13 protein-coding genes and 1 riboswitch are annotated in these 16,030 nt (G+C 75.9%); of the genes, 9 read left to right on the top strand and 4 right to left on the bottom strand.

The window, feature by feature from the left end; genetic code table 11:
- Positions 1–17: 17 nt before the first annotated feature.
- Positions 18–1,112, bottom strand: a complete 1,095-nt coding sequence (locus tag KPL59_RS02640; RefSeq protein WP_226359819.1) for an ABC transporter substrate-binding protein — start codon at positions 1,110–1,112, stop codon at positions 18–20.
- 583 nt (positions 1,113–1,695) lie between these two features.
- A riboswitch (SAM riboswitch) is annotated at positions 1,696–1,790 on the top strand.
- A gap of 5 nt (positions 1,791–1,795) precedes the next feature.
- On the opposite strand from KPL59_RS02640, the gene KPL59_RS37385 reads away from it, so the two are divergent.
- The 8 genes from KPL59_RS37385 (at position 1,796) to KPL59_RS02605 (ending at position 10,050) form a co-directional block, all read left to right on the top strand.
- Positions 1,796–1,894, top strand: a complete 99-nt coding sequence (locus tag KPL59_RS37385) for a putative leader peptide (protein ID WP_337819522.1) — start codon at positions 1,796–1,798, stop codon at positions 1,892–1,894.
- A gap of 117 nt (positions 1,895–2,011) precedes the next feature.
- Positions 2,012–3,265, top strand: a complete 1,254-nt coding sequence (locus KPL59_RS02635; RefSeq protein WP_226359818.1) for an LLM class flavin-dependent oxidoreductase — start codon at positions 2,012–2,014, stop codon at positions 3,263–3,265.
- Entirely contained in the window at positions 3,262–4,638 is a 1,377-nt protein-coding gene (locus KPL59_RS02630; RefSeq protein WP_226359817.1) for an NtaA/DmoA family FMN-dependent monooxygenase, read from the top strand. The genes KPL59_RS02635 and KPL59_RS02630 overlap by 4 nt, the downstream gene beginning before the upstream one ends.
- Positions 4,635–6,266, top strand: coding sequence for an ABC transporter substrate-binding protein (locus tag KPL59_RS02625; RefSeq protein ID WP_226359816.1), 1,632 nt, complete (start codon positions 4,635–4,637; stop codon positions 6,264–6,266). Before KPL59_RS02630 ends, KPL59_RS02625 begins: the two co-directional genes overlap by 4 nt.
- Entirely contained in the window at positions 6,263–7,213 is a 951-nt protein-coding gene (locus KPL59_RS02620; RefSeq protein ID WP_226359815.1) for an ABC transporter permease, read from the top strand. The genes KPL59_RS02625 and KPL59_RS02620 overlap by 4 nt, the downstream gene beginning before the upstream one ends.
- The gene (locus tag KPL59_RS02615) at positions 7,210–8,112 is read left to right on the top strand and encodes an ABC transporter permease (RefSeq protein WP_226359814.1); all 903 of its coding nucleotides are present in this window, start codon (positions 7,210–7,212) and stop codon (positions 8,110–8,112) included. Before KPL59_RS02620 ends, KPL59_RS02615 begins: the two co-directional genes overlap by 4 nt.
- Positions 8,109–9,737 (top strand): ABC transporter ATP-binding protein, encoded by a 1,629-nt coding sequence (locus KPL59_RS02610; RefSeq protein ID WP_226359813.1) that lies wholly within the window; start codon positions 8,109–8,111, stop codon positions 9,735–9,737. Before KPL59_RS02615 ends, KPL59_RS02610 begins: the two co-directional genes overlap by 4 nt.
- A gap of 109 nt (positions 9,738–9,846) precedes the next feature.
- Complete coding sequence (locus KPL59_RS02605; RefSeq protein WP_020622181.1) at positions 9,847–10,050, top strand: hypothetical protein; 204 nt, start codon at positions 9,847–9,849, stop codon at positions 10,048–10,050.
- Positions 10,051–10,237: 187 nt separating this feature from the next.
- On the opposite strand, the gene KPL59_RS02600 is transcribed toward KPL59_RS02605, so the two are convergent.
- Positions 10,238–11,158, bottom strand: coding sequence for a TIGR03564 family F420-dependent LLM class oxidoreductase (locus KPL59_RS02600; protein WP_043276436.1), 921 nt, complete (start codon positions 11,156–11,158; stop codon positions 10,238–10,240).
- A gap of 47 nt (positions 11,159–11,205) precedes the next feature.
- On the opposite strand from KPL59_RS02600, the gene KPL59_RS02595 reads away from it, so the two are divergent.
- Positions 11,206–12,009, top strand: coding sequence for a helix-turn-helix domain-containing protein (locus tag KPL59_RS02595; protein ID WP_226352217.1), 804 nt, complete (start codon positions 11,206–11,208; stop codon positions 12,007–12,009).
- 101 nt (positions 12,010–12,110) lie between these two features.
- Here the strand turns inward: KPL59_RS02595 and KPL59_RS02590 are convergent, their stop codons facing one another.
- Together KPL59_RS02590 and KPL59_RS02585 are read right to left on the bottom strand one after the other, a co-directional pair.
- Entirely contained in the window at positions 12,111–12,599 is a 489-nt protein-coding gene (locus KPL59_RS02590; RefSeq protein ID WP_020622184.1) for a carbonic anhydrase, read from the bottom strand.
- A gap of 264 nt (positions 12,600–12,863) precedes the next feature.
- Positions 12,864–16,016 (bottom strand): arabinosyltransferase domain-containing protein, encoded by a 3,153-nt coding sequence (locus KPL59_RS02585; protein ID WP_226359812.1) that lies wholly within the window; start codon positions 16,014–16,016, stop codon positions 12,864–12,866.
- Between the last annotated feature and the right edge of the window lie 14 nt (positions 16,017–16,030).

Genomic DNA, 16,030 nt, shown 5'->3' with positions numbered 1-16,030 from the left:
CTCGTCGGTCGGGATGGTCAGTTCGCGGCGGCGAGACCGGCCGGGTCCACGGCGGCCTCCCCGGAGCTGGTGCGGACCGCGTCGATCGCGGTCGGGTCGAGGAAACCGGTCAGGTTCGCCTCGCTCTGCGCGATGCCGGCGGTGACGGAGTCCTTCGCCAGCTGCGGGAAGGTCGAGGCGAGCGGGTCGGTGTCGAAGGACAGCTCGGTGAAGGCGCGGTCGAGGATGTTCGCGGCCAGGGGCTTGCCGGTGATCTCGCCGATCGCGGCGTTGGACACGGTCTTGGCCTGCGCCGGGTCGCTGCGGATGAAGGAGATGGCGGCCTGCTCGCCGCGCAGGATCGCCTCGACGGTCTGGGGGTGCTGCTGCAGGAACTCGGTCCGGGCGATGACGACGGTGGTCGGGAACTTCCCGTCCGGCCACAGGGACTTCTCGTCGACCAGCACCTTCGCGCCGGCGTCGACCAGGCGCGAGCTCCACGGCTCGGGCAGCCACCCGCCGGCGAGCTTGCCCTGCTTGAACAGGTCGAGGGTCTGTGGGTTGTCGATGTTCTGGACGGTCACCGCGTCCGGGCCGTCCCCGATCGGGAGGTTGTTCTCCTCGAGCCAGGTCTTGAAGGCGATGTCCTGGGTGTTGCCCAGCTGCGGCGTCGCGATGATCTTGCCCTTGAGCTGCTCGGGCGAGGTGATGTCCGGGCTGGTCACCAGCTGGGCCCCGGCCGAGGTGGAGCCGGCGACCAGACGCACCGCCTCGCCGTTCGACTTGGTGAAGGCGTTGATCGCCGGGCCGGAGCCGATGAACGCGACGTCGATCGAGCCGCCGAGCAAGGCGTTGACCTGGTCCGGGCCGGCGTTGAAGGTCTGGGTGGTGAGCTTCGTGCTGCCCAGCTCCTTGGCGAACAGGCCCTGCTTCACCCCGACCAGCGCGGGGGCGTGGGTGATGTTCGGGAAGTAGCCGACGCGGACCTCGGCGGCGGGGGAGGTGGCACCTGCGGCGGTGGTGCTCTCGGCGGCGCGGGAGCAGCCGGCCATGAGTCCGAGCGCGGTCAGCAGCGCGAGCAGGACGGCGGCGGTGCGCACCCGGGAGCCGGGGCGCAGGACGTGCGGGGACATCGCGGGACGGGGTCCTTCCGTGGTGGGCGGTGGGCGGTCGGGACGACCGCGGCGCGCCGGGTCCGGCCGGCCGGGACGGCGTGCCGGGATGCAGGACGGGTGGCGGGCCGGACCGGTGTCCGGCGGGCGATCCCGGTTCCGGCGGATGCGTCGGACGCCGGACGTGTGGCGTTACCGTCCGCGGAAGAGCGGGGACCGGTACGGCTCGGTCAGCGACAGAGCTCGCTGTAGGCGGGGGCGCGCCGGCTCGGCCAGAACGGCTCGAGGCCGGTCGGACGCACCGGCACCGCACGCCGTGCGGCTCGGGCCGGCTGGTGGGGGGAGGGCTCGGTCGCACCCCCTGCGAACCGGTGGGGGCGCGAGGGCCTCCGTCGGCTCGTCGTCACCCGACCAGGGTGCGTCGTGGTCACCTCTCCGGACAACCTGGTGTCCACCCCCCCAGGAAAGCGACCGGCTTGTCCGGACAGGTCGAGCCGGTTAGGCATCCCGATTCCGCCGGTCGGGAGCTTCGGTGCGGCGGGGATCACTGGGCCGGCTCCGCGGGTTGACACCATCGGGCACGGGCTCCCTACAGTCGGGGTGCACACCATCCGGAGCGGCCGAGAGACCCGGCTCGACGACGCCGCAGCAACCCCCCGCATCAGCGGGTGCGGGTGCTCCAGCCGGGTTCGATGGAGGAGATCATGCGGTCGATCGCGGAGCAGGTGCGCGGCGCGCACCACCCTCGGTACCGGCGCCACGTCGACCTGATGCGGGTGGCCGGCGCGACCTGTCGGGCCTGACACCGCCCCGTCCCGCGCTGCGCCTCGCCCCGTCGGCGCCCCGTCGGCGGTGGCGTCCGCCCCCGTGACGTCCCACCCGTTCCGTCGCACCCCGTGCGACGAGGAAGCGATGCCCTCATGTCCACAACGGACACCTCAGGCCGGCCGCTGCACCTGGCCGTCGCGCTCGACGGCGCCGGCTGGCACCCCGCCGCCTGGCGCGAGCCCGGGACCCGGCCCGGCGAGCTGTTCACCGCGCGCTACTGGGCCGACCTCGCCCGCACCGCCGAGCGCGGGCTGTTCGACCTGCTCACGATCGAGGACGGGTTCGGCCTGCAGTCCGGGGACCACCTCCACGGGGCACAGCGCCGCACCGACCGGGTCCAGGGACGCCTCGACGCCTCGCTGGTCGCCGCCTTCCTCGCCCCGCTGACGTCGCGGATCGGGCTGGTCCCGACTGTCACCACCACCCACACCGAGCCGTTCCACGTCGCGTCCGCGCTGGCCACCCTCGACCACGACAGCCACGGCCGTGCCGGCTGGCGGGTGCAGACCTCGGTCCGCGCCGACGAGGCCGCCCACTTCGGGCGCCGCACCGTCCCCGGGCTGCGCCGCGCCGACCTCGACACCCCGGCCGGCCGCGCGCTGGTCGCCGAGCTGTTCGGGGAGGCCGCCGACGTCGTCGAGGTCGTCCGCCGGCTGTGGGACTCCTGGGAGGACGACGCCGAGATCCGCGACGCGCTCACCGGGCGCTTCGTCGACCGCGACAAGCTGCACCGGGTCGACTTCGCCGGGGAGCACTTCGGCGTCGCCGGCCCCTCGATCGTGCCGCGTCCGCCGCAGGGCCAGCCGCTGGTCCTGTCGCTGGCCCACGGCTACGAGCCGGCGTTGCTCGCCGCCCGGGTCGGCGACGTCGTGGCCACCACCCCGCACGACGCCGACGACGCCGCCCGCATCGTCGCCCAGGTCCGCTCCGCCGAGGCCGCGGCGGGCCGCACCGCGCCGCCGCTGCGCATCCTCGGCGACGTGGTCGTGGTGCTCGCCGACACCCAGCGCGTCGCCCGCGAACGGCTCGCCCGGCTCGACGCACTCGACCCGCTCTCCTCCGACGCCCCGATCCTCGCCACCACCCCCGCCGGGCTCGCCGACACCCTGCTGTCCTGGCGCCGCGCCGGGCTCGACGGTTACCGGCTGCGCCCGGCCGTCCTGCCGACCGACCTCGACGCCGTCGTCGACGGCCTGGTCCCCGAGCTGCAGTCCCGCGGCGCGTTCCGCACCGCCTACGGCGAGACCACCCTGCGCGAGCGCTTCGGGCTGCCCAGGCCCGCCAGCCGCTACGCCGCCGGGGCCGGGTCCGCCGTCGTCCCGACCTTCTCCGGAGCCACCGCATGAGCAACAGGAAGCAGATCGTGCTCGGCGCCTACTTCCCGGGCGTCAACCACGACACCGTCTGGAGCGACCCGGCCTCGGGCAGCCACATCGCCTGGGAGTCGTTCGAGCACTGGGCGCGCACCGCCGAGCGCGGGCGCCTCGACCTGCTCTTCCTCGCCGAGGGCCTGCGGCTGCGCACCCGCGGCGGGGAGATCTTCGACCAGGACGTCGTCGGACGCCCGGACACCTTCACCGTGCTCGCCGCGCTGGCCGCGGTCACCGAGCACATCGGTCTGGCCGGGACGATCAACTCCACCTTCAACGAGCCCTACGAGCTGGCCCGCAGGTTCGCGACGCTGGACATCCTCTCCGGCGGGCGCGCGGCGTGGAACGTCGTCACCAGCTCCGACGCCCCCACCGGCGAGAACTTCCGCCGCGGCGCCTACCTCGGCCACCACCAGCGCTACGAGCGTGCCGGGGAGACCCTCGCCGCGGTCCGGGCGCTCTGGGACTCCTGGGGTTCCGACGCCGTCGTCGCCGACCCCGCGTCGGGCACCTTCCTGCGCGACGGCCACGTCGGCGACTTCGCGGTCTCGGGCAACCAGTTCGACATCGCCGGGCGCTTCACCACCCCGCGCAGCCCGCAGGGCCACCCCGTCGTGCTGCAGGCCGGCGAGTCCCCGGCCGGTCGCGACTTCGCCGCCGCGTCCGCCGACGCGATCTTCTCCCGGTACCAGAAGTTCGACGAGGCCCGCGCCTTCTACGACGACGTCAAGGCCCGGGTCCGCAAGGCCGGCCGCGACCCCGACGAGGTGCGGATCCTGCCCAGCGCCGGCGTCGTGCTCGGCGACACCGACGCCGAGGCCCGCGAGCGTCACGAGTACATCCACGACCAGCAGGTCGACCCGTGGACCTCGATCGTGCTGGCCGAGATGGTCTGGAACCGCGACCTGTCCGGCTACGACCCGGACGGGCCGCTGCCCGACGTCGAGCCCACCCCCGAGGCCCCGAAGTGGATCGAGGGCCGGGCCCCGCTGACCCAGGACGCGCACGCCACGGTCGCCGCCTGGCGCGAGCTCGCCGACGCCCACGGGTACTCGCTGCGCGAGACGGTCAAGCACGTGTTCGACCGCGCCGTGTTCGTCGGGACCCCCGAGCACGTGGCCGACGAGATCGACCGCTACGTCCAGAACGACGCCTCCGACGGGTTCATCCTCGGCTCCCACGTCAGCCCGACCGGCCTCGACGAGATCGTCGACCGGGTGGTGCCGATCCTGCAGGAGCGCGGGGTGTTCCGGACCGACTACACCCCGGGCGCGACGCTGCGGGAGAACCTCGGTCTCGCGCACCCGTCGCGGTTCGGCGAGCGCCACACCCCGGCTGTGACGGCGTGAGCCGCCGGTTCGGGTCCGGGCGGGGCGTGACCGCCGGCCGCTGCGCGGTGCTGCTCGCCGCCACCGCGCTGGTCCTCACGGCCTGCGGATCGGGCGCCGGTGGCGCCGGTGACGATGTCGGGCCGCCCCGTCCTGGCGGCACCCTGGTGTTCGCGGTGTCCTCGGACCAGGGCTGCGCCGACCCGCAGCAGGTGCAGAGCAACTACTCGATCTACTCGCTGCGCCAGATCGTCGACTCGCTCACCGACCAGGACCCGTCCACCGGGGCGATCGTGCCGTGGCTGGCGACCCGCTGGTCGTCGAACGCCGACGCCACCGCCTGGACCTTCACGCTGCGCCAGGGCGCGACCTTCTCCGACGGCGCCCCGGTCGACGCGGCCGCGGTCAAGGCCAACTTCGACCGGGTCGGCTCGCTCGGCGCCCGCGGCAGCCTGCCCAAGGGCTACCTGGCCGGGTACGTCGGCACCGACGTCGCGAGCCCGACCGAGTTCACCGTCCGGTTCTCCCGGCCCAACGTGCAGTTCCTGCAGGGCACCTCCACCCACAGCCTCGGCCTGCTCTCCCCGGCCAGCGCCGCCCGCTCCGACGACGAGCGCTGCGCGGGCGTCGTCGGCTCCGGGCCGTTCACCCTCGAGCGCTACGCCAAGAACGACGTCACCGTGCTCGCCAAGCGGGCCGGCTACGACTGGGGCTCGCAGCTGTTCACCCACCCCGGCGAGGCCTGGCTCGACCGGGCCGAGTTCCGCGTCGTCCCCGAGTCCGGGGTGCGGGCGGGCAGCGTGCAGTCCGGCGAGGTCGACGCGATCGCCAGCGTCGGCCAGCAGGACGAGGCCCCGCTCACCGCGGCGGGCGTGCAGCTCCCGGCCCGGCCGAACCCCGGCCTGCCGTTCGGGATCACGTTCAACCAGGGCACGCCGCTGGGTGCCGACGCCGCCGTCCGGGAGGCGGTGAGCCGGGGCATCGACCGCAACGAGGTCGTCGCCGCGGTGTACCCGAGCCAGACCCGCGCGGCGACGAGCCCGCTGTCGTCGACGACGCCGTCCTACGCCGACCAGTCCGCGCTCGTCGGCTACGACCCGGCCGCCGCGACCGCCGCCCTCGACCGCGCCGGCTGGGTGCCCGGTCCGGACGGCATCCGTGCCAAGGGCGGGCAGCGGCTGACCGTGCCGCTGACCTTCGCGCAGAACATCGGCACGACCAAGCCCGCGCTGGAGCTGATCCAGCAGCAGCTGCGCCGGATCGGGATCGACGTGGCGCTGCGCGAGGTCCAGATCGCCGAGACCCAGGCCGTCCTCGACGGCGGTGACTTCGTCGCCGCGTGGGGCAACCTGACCCGGGCCGACCCGGACATCCTGCGGTCGACCTACGGCACCGACGGAGTCAACCGGTACCGGTTGCCCGACGGGCCGCTGCAGGCACCGCTGCTGGCCCAGGCCGCGACGGTGGACCCCGCGCGGCGTGCGGCACTCGTCGGGCAGGCGCAGGCGCTGCTCGCGCAGCGCTTCGACACCGCGCCCGTCGTCGAGCTCACCACGGTGCTCGGCGTCGGCCCGGACGCGCACGGGGTCGCGTTCGACGCGTCCTCGCGCATCCAGCTCCACGACGCCTGGAAGTCCGACGCGCGATGACCCTTCCCTACCTGCTGCGCCGCCTCGGGCTCGCCGCCGTCGTGCTGTGGGCGGCGTGGACGGTCAGCTTCGTCGTGCTGTACCTGCTGCCCGGTGACCCGGTCGCGACCATGGCGTCGGCGTCGGACGGCGAGCCGGTCTCCCCGGCCGAGCTCGCCGCCCCGCGCGCCCGCTACGGCCTGGACCAGCCGCTGCCGGTGCAGTACGTGACCAAGCTGTGGGCCGCGCTGCACGGTGACCTCGGGACCTCCTTCGTCAGCGGGCAGGACGTGCGGACCGCCGTCGCCGAGGCGCTCCCGCCGACCCTGCAGATCGCCGCGGCCGGGCTGGTCGTGGCGGTCGTCGCGGGCACCGCGGTCGCCGTCGCGGCGACCTGGGTCCGGTCGCCGTGGCTGCGGCAGGTGCTGGCGTCGCTGCCGTCGCTGGCGGTGTCGCTGCCGGTGTTCTGGGTCGGGCTGATGCTGGTGCAGCTGTTCTCGTTCTCCCTCGGCTGGCTGCCGTCGGTCGGCGACCGCGGTCCGGAGTCGCTGGTGCTGCCCGCGGTCACCCTCGGGCTCCCGACCGGCGCGCTCGTCGCCCAGGTGCTGGCCAAGAGCCTCGGCCAGGCACTGGACTCGCCCTACGTCACCACCGCCCGCGCCAAGGGCGTCGGCGAGGCCGCGGTGCACCTGCGCCACGCGCTGGGCAACGCCGCGATCCCCGCCCTCACCGTCCTCGGCTACGTCGTCGGCAACGTGCTCGCCGGGTCCGTCGTCGTCGAGACGGTGTTCACCCGCCCCGGTCTGGGCCGGCTCACCGTCGCCTCCGTCGGGGCGCAGGACATCCCCGTCGTGCAGGGCATCGTGTTGTTCGCGGCACTCGCGTTCGTCGTGGTCAACCTGCTCGTCGACCTGGCCTACCCGCTGCTCGACCCGCGGGTCGCCGTCGCCTCCGGGAGCTCCCGATGACCCTGCTCGACCGCGACCTGGCCACCCCGGCTCCCGCGCCCGGCGCGGAGCCGGTTCCGGCCCCGCGCCGCCCGGCGGCCCGGCTCGGCCGCCTCCTGCGGGCCCGGCCCGGGCTCGTGCTCGCCGCGGCGATCGTGCTGCTGGTGCTGACCGCGGCGTTCGTGCCGTCGCTGCTCGCCCCCGGCGACCCCGCCGTCGGCGACACCGCACGCCGGCTGTCCCCGCCCGGACCGGGCCACTGGTTCGGCACCGACCACCTCGGCCGCGACGTGTGGACCCGCGTCGTGCACGGCGCCTCGCTGTCGCTGCAGGCCACGGTGATCGCGGTCGCCGTCGCGCTCGTCGCGGGCGGGCTGATCGGGCTGGTCGCCGGGTTCGCCGGTGGCTGGGTCGACGAGGTCCTCATGCGCGGCGTCGACGTGCTGCTCGCCATCCCGGCGATCCTGCTGTCGCTCGCGCTCATCACCGCGCTCGGCTTCGGCACGGTGAAGGTGGCGATCGCGGTCGGCGTGGCGAGCGTCGGGAGCTTCGCCCGGGTGATGCGGGCCGAGACCCTGCGGGTGCGCCGCGCCCTCTACGTCGAGGCCGCCCGCGCCGTCGGCACCCGCTGGTACGTCTCGCTGTGGCGGCACGTCCTGCCCAACGCGGCCGGACCGGTCGCCGTGCTCGCTGTGCTGGAGTTCGGGCTGGCGATCCTCGCGGTGTCCGCGCTGAGCTTCCTCGGCTACGGCGCCCCGCCACCGGCCTCGGAGTGGGGCTCGCTGGTCGCCGACGGCCGGAACTACCTGGCCGTCGCCTGGTGGGTGTGCGCGATGCCGGGCCTCGTCATCGCCGCGACCGTGCTGTCGGTCAACCGGATCGCCCGGGCCCTGGACGGCGAGTGGAGGCGGTCGGCATGAGCGCCCTGCTGGAGGTGACGGGCCTGGAGGTCGCCTACGCCGGAGGTGGCGGGACGGTGCACGCCGTGCGCGGCGTCGACCTGACCGTCGCGCCCGGGGAGGTCGTCGCCGTCGTCGGGGAGTCCGGGTCGGGCAAGACCACCCTGGCCTCCGCGGTGCTCGGGCTGCTGCCCGCCGCAGGGTCGGTCACCGCGGGCACGGTCGCACTCGACGGCACCGTCCTCACCGGGCTGTCCGAGCGCGCCTACCGGTCGGTGCGCGGAGCCCGGATCGGGTTCATCCCGCAGGACCCGGGCGTCGCGCTGAACCCCGTGCAGAAGGTCGGTGTGCAGGTCGCCGAGGGCCTGCGCGCCCACGGGCTCGCCGACCGCCGCACGGCCGCGGCCCGCGCCGTCGAGCTGCTGGCCGCGGCCGGTCTCGACGATCCGGGGACCCGCGCCGGGCAGTACCCCCACCAGCTGTCCGGCGGGATGCGCCAGCGGGTGCTCATCGCGATCGCCCTCGCCGCCGGACCCTCGCTGGTCGTCACCGACGAGCCGACCAGCGCGTTGGACGCGACCGTCGCCCGCCGGATCCTCGACCACCTCGACGCGCTGCGCCGCGAGCGGGGCACCGCGCTGCTGCTGATCACCCACGACCTCGCCGTCGCCACCGACCGGGCCGACCGGATCGTCGTGATGCGGCACGGTCGGGTCGTCGAGCAGGGCACCCCGGCCGAGCTGCTCGCCGGGGCGCAGGACCCCTACACCCGGGAGCTGCTCGCCGCCGCCCCCGGTCTCGCGATCACCGCCCCGCCGGTGCTGCCGCCCGTCGACACGGCGGGGACCCCGGTCGCCGAGGTCCGCGACCTGGTCAAGGAGTTCCCGCTGCCGCGGGCGCGAGGGTCCTGGACGCGGCGCACCCACCGCGCCGTGGACGGGGTGTCGTTCACGATCGCCCGCGGCGAGACCGTCGCGCTGGTCGGGGAGTCCGGCTCGGGCAAGTCGACGACGGCGCGGCTGCTGCTGCGCCTGGAGGACCCCACCTCCGGGCAGGTGCTCCTCGACGGCGAGGACGTCACCCGCGTCCGCGGCGAGGCGTGGCGTCAGCTGCGCCGCCGCGCCCAGCTGATCTACCAGAACCCCTACGCCTCGTTGGACCCCCGGTTCGCCGTCCGCGAGATCGTCACCGAGCCGCTGCGGGCGTTCTCCGTCGGGTCGGCCGCCGAGCAGGCCGACCGGGCCGCGGAGCTCGTCGACCGGGTCGCGCTGCCGGCCGGGGTGCTCGACCGGCGGCCCGAGGAGCTGTCCGGGGGACAGCGCCAGCGGGTCGCGATCGCCCGCGCGCTCGCGCTCTCGCCGGACCTCGTCGTCGCCGACGAGCCGGTGTCCGCGCTCGACGTCTCGGTGCAGGCCCAGGTGCTGGAGCTGCTCGCCGAGCTGCAGCAGCGCGACGGCCTGTCCTACCTGTTCATCTCGCACGACCTCGCCGTGGTGCGGCGGGTCGCGCACCGTACCGGCGTCCTGCGCGACGGACGGCTCCGCGAGCTGCGGCCCACCGCGGAGCTGTTCGACGATCCGCAGGACGAGTACACCGCAGAGCTGCTCGCTGCGATCGCCGGTAGACGGGCGGGGGTGGTGTCGTGACCCGCACCGTCCTGTCCCGGCGGCGTCACATCGACTACGTGCGGATCTCCTCGACGCTGTGTCGTCGCGGCCGATCGACCCCGACAGCCACGTCACCAGGAGACATCCCATGAGCGTTCCGACCCTGCCCACCACCGATCCGGGTACCCAGCTGCTCGACGGGCTCGACGCCCTCGTGCGGCGCCACCGCGCGCTGCGTGGCGGCGGCGACCCCGTCAACGACGCCCTGCACGCCGAGCTGATCACCGCCGAGGTGGCCCAGCAGCTCGCGGCGGCCCGCACGGCGCTGCGCCGCCGACCGCGCGTCGCCTGATCCCCGCCCGCCGGGACGCGGCACGCCCGTCGCGTCCCGGCGGACCCGGGGGAGACGCCGAGATGCAGCTCAGGGGGCGCGGAGTGACCCCGTGCGCCCGCTGGGCCGCATCTCGGCGGGCGAGGGAGCGCGCGCCACGGCGCCACCGGGCAGCCGGCGTACGGCCACCGCCCGGGCGCGGTACTGCTCAGGACCGCGCGATCCGGCCGAGTACGGCCACGGTGCGGGCCCGCTCGGCGGCGTCGCCCAGCGGGCTGACCAGCAGGTCGGTGGCGCCGGCGTCGGCGTAGCGGGCGATCCCGGCCGCGATCGTGTCCTCGTCCCCGGCGACGACGAGCCCGCCCGGGGAGCCCAGCCCCTCCCGTTCCAGCACCCCGGCGTAGGACGGCAGCCGGGCGTAGTCCGCGTAGTCGACCGCGGCCGCTGCCCGCACCCGGTCCGGTGCGGTCGTCGCCGACACCGGCACCCCGACGACCACCCGCGGCGACGGCCGTCCGGCGGCCGCCGCGTCGAGCAGCGGCCGGACGTGCTCGGAGATCGTCCGCGGCCCGGTGAGGAAGGTGATGGTGCCCGTGGTCCGCTCACCCGCCAGCCGCAGCATCCGCGGGCCCAGCGCACCGAGCAGCAGCGGGACCTCGGGCGTGGCGCCGGGCACCGCCGTGTCCGCCGGGTCCGACCCGGGACCGGACGAGCCGGGGACCCGTTCGCCGCGCAGCAGCGGGGCGAGCACGTCGAGGTGGTCGGTCAGCGCGGCCACCGGCCGCGTGAACGGCATGCCGTACACCTCCAGCAATCCCGGGTGGCTCACCCCGAGACCGAGCGTGAGCCGCCCACCGGACGCCGCCTGCACGGTCAGCGCCTGCGCGGCCAGCACCCGCGGGTGCCGCGGCTGCACCACGACGACCGACGCGCCCAGCTCGACGTCGGGGACCTCGCGGGCGACGGCGGCGTACAGGGTGAGCGTGTCGGCCCCGTACCCCTGGGGCAGCCACACCGTGCGCAGCCCGGCGGCGGCCACCACCCGCGCCCGCGCCACGATCTCCTCGACCAGGTTCGCGGGTGGGGGATCATCGAGCCCGGCCGCGAGGTTGACACCGATACCGATCATGGGGTCCACCGTCCGCCGGCGGCCGGGACCGGACCAGGAGCGAACCGATGGGGGTACCCGTGGTGACAGGATCGGCGTCGGCGCGTGTGCGGCCCACGACGACGACCGACCGCCGCCGGGAACTCGGCGCCTGCCTGCGCTCCTACCGTGAGCGCGTCGCGCCGGCCGCGGTCGGTCTGCCCGACCGCGGCCGGCGCCGCACGCCGGGGCTGCGCCGCGAGGAGGTCGCGGCGCTCGCCGGGGTCGGTCTCACCTGGTACACGTGGCTCGAACAGGGCCGGGTGACCGCCTCGGACGAGGTGCTCGCCGCCGTCGGCGGGGTGCTCGGCATCGACGCCCCCGGGGTCGCACACCTGGTCCGGCTGTCCCGCGACGGCGCGGCCCCGGCGGCGACGGCGCCCGAGGAGCTGCTGCCGGTGCTCGCGAGCTGGCCCGGTGACCCGGCGGCGCTGCTCGACGCCCAGCTCGGCGTCGTCGCGGTGAACGACGCCTGGGAGGCCGCGATCGGCCGCCCGGCCGACGGGCACCCGGGACGCCGGCACGTGCTGTGGCAGCTGGCCGCCGACCCCGCGGCCCGTGCCCGGATCGGCCCCGACCCCGACGAGCTGCTCACCGCACTGCACCGCAGGTTCCGGATGGCCTCCGACCTCGACCCGGCCGCCCCGGGCACCCGCGGGGTCCGCGACGTCCTGCACGCCGAGGCCCCGGAGCGGGCCCCGCTGTGGGAGTGCCGCGGGGTCGGCGCGTTCGGGCGGCCCCGGGTACGCCTGGGCGGTGTCGAGCGCACGGCCTACCTGCTGGGCGAGGCCGGCGCACCGGGCGCGGCAGTGCTGGTGCTGCTGCCGTCCTGACCCCCGCGGCCCCGGTGGCGGCCCGCCGACGGTCGCACCCGGGCCGCGGTCGTCGCACCCGCCGCGACGGGTGCGACGACCGCACGGGCGGTGCGGCGGGCCTACTTCACCTCGTTCAGCCGCCCGGTCGCGACGTCGAACACGAAGCCGCGGACGGCGTCGGTGTGCGGGATGAACGGGTTGGTCCGGATCCGGGCGAGCGACTGGCGGACGTCCTCGTCGAGGTCGTCGAACGCCTCGGCGGCCCACTGCGGCTTGATGCCGGTCTCGTCGCGGATCGAGGCCTTGAACGCGTCGTCGGTGAAGGTCAGCATCCCGCAGTCGGTGTGGTGGATGAGGATGATCTCCTCGGTCCCCAGCAGCCGCTGGCTGATCGTCAGGGAGCGGATCTCGTCGTCGGTGACGACGCCGCCCGCATTGCGGATGACGTGGGCGTCGCCCTCGGCCAGGCCGAGGATGCGGTAGACGTCGAGCCGGGCGTCCATGCAGGCGACGACGGCGATCTTGCGTGCCGGCGGCAGCGGCAGCGGGCCGGAGAAGCTCTCGGCGTAGCGGGCGTTGTTCTCGAGCAGTTCGTCGGTGACGGACACGGGGTCCTCCGGAGTGGTGGTCGGTGACGCGGGCGTCGTACCCGCGCGCGATGCACGGGGCGGCCACGCGGCGGCCCGGGGGTCGCTACGCGGCCCACCGACACAGCTCGTCGAACGCGACGATGCGCCGACCGGGCCAGAACGGCTCAAGCAGGGTGCGCATCACCGCATGATTCGATCGCGATACCCGGTCCGGAGCAAGGAGCCGTCCACCGGATGGACCTGCGGCGGGATGTGTCCGGACACATCCCCGACCCACGGGGGTCAGGGCACCGGGAGGGCGGGGTACCCGATCGGACTCCGGTCGCCCTCCCAGCCCCAACGGCGCACCGGGACCGAGCTGACGTCGTAGGCGTCGACGGCGAGGTCGGTGTCGATCCGGACGACCGCACCCCAGTCGGCCTGGCCCGGGACGTCGGCAGTGTCGATCCGGGTCGCGACGACCTGCTCGGTGGTGGTGCGGCGCATCGCCGCGAAGCTGCCCCCGGCGACGTCGGCGAAGGACACGTCCACGGCGAACCCCAGCGACGACGGGCCCAGGACCAGGTAGCGCGGGGTCTGCACCAGACCGGCCCGGACGGCGGGCAGGTCGCGCAGACAGGGCGCCGCCCAGAGGATCGACCAGTCCACGTAGACCGGCCCGTCGGCGTCGCGCAGCATCGGCACCACCGGCGCCGAGGTGACCACCCGCGGGGCGGCGGCGGCCACCCAGCCGCCCGGCCCGACGGTGGTGTCGACGGCGTGCAGCCGCACCCGGTCGACGTCCGCCGGGAACGCGGAGACGGGCACCCGCACGGTGCGCCAGCCCGACCGGTCCAGCGGCACGGCCTCCTGCACCCGCTCGGCGGGGTAGGTGCCGCGGGCGCCGGTCGCGGTGTCGTCCAACGACACCTGGCCGTCCGGGCCCGGCGAACCGGCGCGGGCGTACTCCAGCTCCAGGGTGTTGCCCTGCCCGGTCCGCCCGGCGACGTCGACCGACAGCACCCGGTCCGGTGGCCCCGGTGTGACGGCGAACCAGCGGGTCCGGAGCTCGCCGGTGGTGCCCGCTCCGCCGTCGAGGCTGCCCCAGGCGAGCCCGCCGCGCGGCGGGGCGTCGACCCAGCCACGGCCCTCGGTGAACCCGGTGAGCGTGTCGGCGCCGCCCGCGGCGGGCAGCGCGCCCCCGTCGACCCCGACCGTGACGTGGTCGAGGATCCCGCAGGTGTCGCGGCCGGTCAGCTCGCTCCACAGCTGTCCGCCGACGCTGTAGCCCCCGCCCTGGCGCACCGGGGCGACGACGAACGACGCCACCACCACCGACACCCCGGTGAGCAGGGCCACCACGACCACCCCGGCGGGCAGTGCCGCCGCGGCCCGGGCCACGCAGTCCCGCCCGGTCCGGTGCCGTCCGTGATCCGCCCGTCGACCTGCCAGCAGACCTGCTCGTCGGCCCGCCCGGTGGACCGCGGCGGCCGACACGACCAGCACCGCCAGCGCCACCAGCGCCCACACCAGCGGCGAGTCCAGCGGCGTGAACGGGCCGTCGGCGCGCGGCACACCCCAGCCGGACCACAGGAACCACTCGTTGCGCCCGCTGAAGGCCAGCGCGGCGAGTACAGCCGCCGCCACGGTCCCGGCGGCGGCCGCGCCGCGCACGGTCGGGTCGCCGGGCCGCCGGGCCGCGGCCACCACCAGCACCACCCCCGCCGCGGCGGCGAGCGCCCCGGTCCCGGCGAGCGTCCCGAAGTAGTGGGTCCACTTCGACGGTGCCGGGGTGAGCAGCACGAACCCGAGTGCGAGCCCGACCAGCGGCACCGGGGTCCACCGCAGACCGGGACCCCACCGGTGCGCGCCGCGGGCGACCAGCGGCAGCGCCGCGACCAGCAGGGCGATGGCGAGCAGCACCGGCACCCGGCGGCCGAGGCCGCCCTGCTCGGTGCCGAATCCGAGCAGGTAGTCCCATCGGCGCAGCTCCTGGAACCACGGTGTGGCCGGACCGTAGAACTGGTGCATCTGCGTGGCCCGCGCGACCGTGTACAGACTCTGCCCGGTGAACACCGGCGTGAGCCCCGCCGCGGCGATCCCGGCCGCGGCGACGGTCGCCGCCACCCCGACGGCGATCCCCCCGCCGCCGTGGCGGACGACCCGCCGCCACAGCGCGGGCAGCAGCAGCACCAGCGGACCGGCGACGGTCACCGCCGACGGCGTCACCGCCAGCGCCAGCCCCGCGGTCAGCGCCGCGGCCGCGGTCCACGTCCCGCCGCGGAGCCCCGGCCGGGCGGCGGCGCGCAGCGCACAGCACAGCGCCGCGGTCGTCGCGAGCGCCGCGAACGGCTCGGGGCGGACCCCGAGGTTCAGCGGCAGCCACCACGCCAGCAGTGCGACGCCGAGCGTGCCCCGCACCCAGGCCCGTCGGTGGTGGCGGGCCAGCACCGCGGGCAGCGCGACCCGCGACAGCAGCAGCCACACCGCGATCCCGGCGAGCACCGACGGCACACGCAGCACCAACGGCCCCACACCGGTCTCGGCCAGCGCCCGGACCAGCCGGATCACCAGCGTGTACGGCGCCTCCGAGGCGTTGCCCCAGCGGTAGACGTTGCCGAAGTCGCCGGTCGCCGTGCCGGTCGCGTTGCGCGCGATGGCCTCGGTGAAGCCGTCGTCGGTCGACAGCGGCCCTAGCACCGTCCACCCCGCCAGCGTGGCGACGACGAGCACGTCCGCGGCGGCCCGCCCGATCCCGGCCGGGGTGCCCACCGCGGCCAGGCGGGCCCGCCGGACCCGGGCCGTGCGGCGGCGGCGCCGGAACCGGTCACCGGCCAGACGTGCCAGCAGCACGGCGGCGACGGCGGCGGCGAGCCACTGCAGCCCGAGCAGCGCCGTCTTGGCCGGCGACGAGGCGGCGGCGAACCAGTCCGCGGTCCGCGCGGTGACCCGCAGCCCGTCGGCGTCGGCGGGGGAGAGCTGGGTGCCGAACGCGGCCACGGCGCGCACGACATAGCCGGGGAAGGCGCGCGGGGCGTCGTCGCCGAGGGTGACCCGGGACCCGGCCTCGTCGGTGTCGAGGACCAGCCCGCAGGCGTCGCCGGACGGGACGGGCGCGCGCAGCAGCTCGCGGCCGCCGACCTGGACCCGCAGCTCCCCGCCCGCCCCGGTGAGCACGGCGAACCCGGTCCCCGGGGCACCGGGCCGCTCCGAGCCGACGACGGTCGTCGCGGCCCCGGTGCCGGCGGAGCGGGCCTGCGCGGCGCGCAGCACCCGGCAGGGCACCTCGACGCGCACCGCCTCCGGCGCGGCGGGCTGGAACGCCGCCGTCGTCGACGTGGGCCGCTCGCCCGCCCGCGGCCAGGACACGGTCGTCGTGCGGGTGTCGACGGGGGCGAACGGCACCAGCACGGCGAACAACCCCGCCAGCAGTCCGGCGACCAGGGTCGCGACCACCAGGCGACGGGAGA

Source organism: Pseudonocardia sp. ICBG1142 (assembly GCF_020496255.1).
In the GTDB taxonomy this organism is placed as follows: Bacteria; Actinomycetota; Actinomycetes; order Mycobacteriales; family Pseudonocardiaceae; genus Pseudonocardia.
Note: the sequence above shows the minus strand (reverse complement) of the source record. Positions and strands in the feature narration are given on the sequence as shown.

What these genes read in the sequence shown, in the direction of transcription:
- KPL59_RS02640 (WP_226359819.1), bottom strand. Translation starts at nt 1,112, where the DNA reads ATGTCCCCGCACGTCCTGCGCCCCGGCTCCCGGGTGCGCACCGCCGCC.
- KPL59_RS37385 (WP_337819522.1), top strand. Translation starts at nt 1,796, where the DNA reads ATGCGGTCGATCGCGGAGCAGGTGCGCGGCGCGCACCACCCTCGGTAC.
- KPL59_RS02635 (WP_226359818.1), top strand. Translation starts at nt 2,012, where the DNA reads ATGTCCACAACGGACACCTCAGGCCGGCCGCTGCACCTGGCCGTCGCG.
- KPL59_RS02630 (WP_226359817.1), top strand. Translation starts at nt 3,262, where the DNA reads ATGAGCAACAGGAAGCAGATCGTGCTCGGCGCCTACTTCCCGGGCGTC.
- KPL59_RS02620 (WP_226359815.1), top strand. Translation starts at nt 6,263, where the DNA reads ATGACCCTTCCCTACCTGCTGCGCCGCCTCGGGCTCGCCGCCGTCGTG.
- KPL59_RS02615 (WP_226359814.1), top strand. Translation starts at nt 7,210, where the DNA reads ATGACCCTGCTCGACCGCGACCTGGCCACCCCGGCTCCCGCGCCCGGC.
- KPL59_RS02610 (WP_226359813.1), top strand. Translation starts at nt 8,109, where the DNA reads ATGAGCGCCCTGCTGGAGGTGACGGGCCTGGAGGTCGCCTACGCCGGA.
- KPL59_RS02605 (WP_020622181.1), top strand. Translation starts at nt 9,847, where the DNA reads ATGAGCGTTCCGACCCTGCCCACCACCGATCCGGGTACCCAGCTGCTC.
- KPL59_RS02600 (WP_043276436.1), bottom strand. Translation starts at nt 11,158, where the DNA reads ATGATCGGTATCGGTGTCAACCTCGCGGCCGGGCTCGATGATCCCCCA.
- KPL59_RS02595 (WP_226352217.1), top strand. Translation starts at nt 11,206, where the DNA reads ATGGGGGTACCCGTGGTGACAGGATCGGCGTCGGCGCGTGTGCGGCCC.